The sequence below is a fragment of the Pseudomonas sp. Sample_9 genome, from assembly GCF_004307535.1.
In the GTDB taxonomy this organism is placed as follows: Bacteria; Pseudomonadota; Gammaproteobacteria; order Pseudomonadales; family Pseudomonadaceae; genus Aquipseudomonas; species Aquipseudomonas mercuritolerans.
This window is the reverse complement of sequence record NZ_RAZO01000073.1, coordinates 1-1,223: the sequence shown is the minus strand read 5'-3', so window position 1 is coordinate 1,223 and position 1,223 is coordinate 1. Positions and strand designations below refer to the sequence as shown.

Here is a 1,223-nt window from a genome sequence, read left to right as displayed (position 1 = left end):
CGTCGCTTCCAGAAGGTCGATGTCGTCGAGCCGTCGGTGGAAGACACCATCGGTATCCTGCGCGGTCTGAAAGGGCGTTTCGAGCAGCACCACAATATCGAATACAGCGATGAGTCGTTGCGTGCCGCTGCCGAACTGGCGTCGCGCTACATCAATGACCGGCACATGCCGGACAAGGCCATCGACGTGATCGACGAAGCGGGCGCCTACCAGCGTCTGCAACCGGTAGAGATGCGCGTCAAGCGAATCGAAGTGCCACAGGTCGAGGACATCGTCGCGAAAATCGCGCGGATTCCGCCAAAGCACGTGACCAGTTCCGACAAGGAGCTGCTGCGTAACCTGGAGCGTGACCTGAAGCTGACGGTGTTTGGTCAGGACGCGGCGATCGATTCGCTGTCGACTGCGATCAAGCTGTCACGCGCTGGTCTCAAATCGCCGGACAAACCGGTCGGTTCGTTCCTGTTTGCCGGGCCTACCGGTGTCGGTAAAACCGAGGCCGCGCGACAACTGGCCAAGGCCTTGGGCATTGAACTGGTGCGTTTCGACATGTCCGAATACATGGAGCGGCACACCGTATCGCGTCTGATCGGTGCGCCTCCAGGCTATGTCGGTTTCGACCAGGGCGGTCTGTTGACCGAAGCCATTACCAAGCAGCCACATTGCGTATTGCTCCTCGATGAAATCGAGAAGGCGCATCCGGAAGTCTTCAACCTGCTGTTGCAGGTCATGGACCACGGCACGCTGACCGACAACAACGGGCGCAAGGCGGATTTCCGCAACGTGATCGTGATCATGACCACCAACGCCGGTGCCGAGACGGCCGCGCGGGCTTCGATCGGTTTCACTCATCAGGACCACTCGTCCGATGCGATGGAAGTGATCAAGAAGAGCTTCACGCCGGAATTCCGTAACCGTCTGGACACCATTATCCAGTTTGGTCGCCTCAGCCATGAGGTCATCAAGAGTGTGGTGGACAAGTTCCTCACCGAGCTTCAGGCGCAGCTGGAAGACAAGCGTGTGTTGCTTGAGGTTACTGATGCTGCGCGTAGTTGGCTGGCGGCGGGTGGGTATGACTCGGCGATGGGTGCACGTCCGATGGCGCGTCTGATCCAGGACAAGATCAAGCGTCCGCTGGCGGAGGAGATTCTGTTTGGCGAACTGGCCGAGCATGGCGGTGTGGTGCACATCGACATCAAGGATGGGGAGTTGACGTTCGACTTCGA

General features: G+C 59.0%; 1 protein-coding gene. It reads left to right on the top strand.

All coding sequences use genetic code 11. The features are described from left to right. Window positions 1–1,223 (top strand): AAA family ATPase (locus tag D6877_RS04280; protein ID WP_130909957.1); only part of this gene is annotated, 1,223 nt, incomplete at both ends.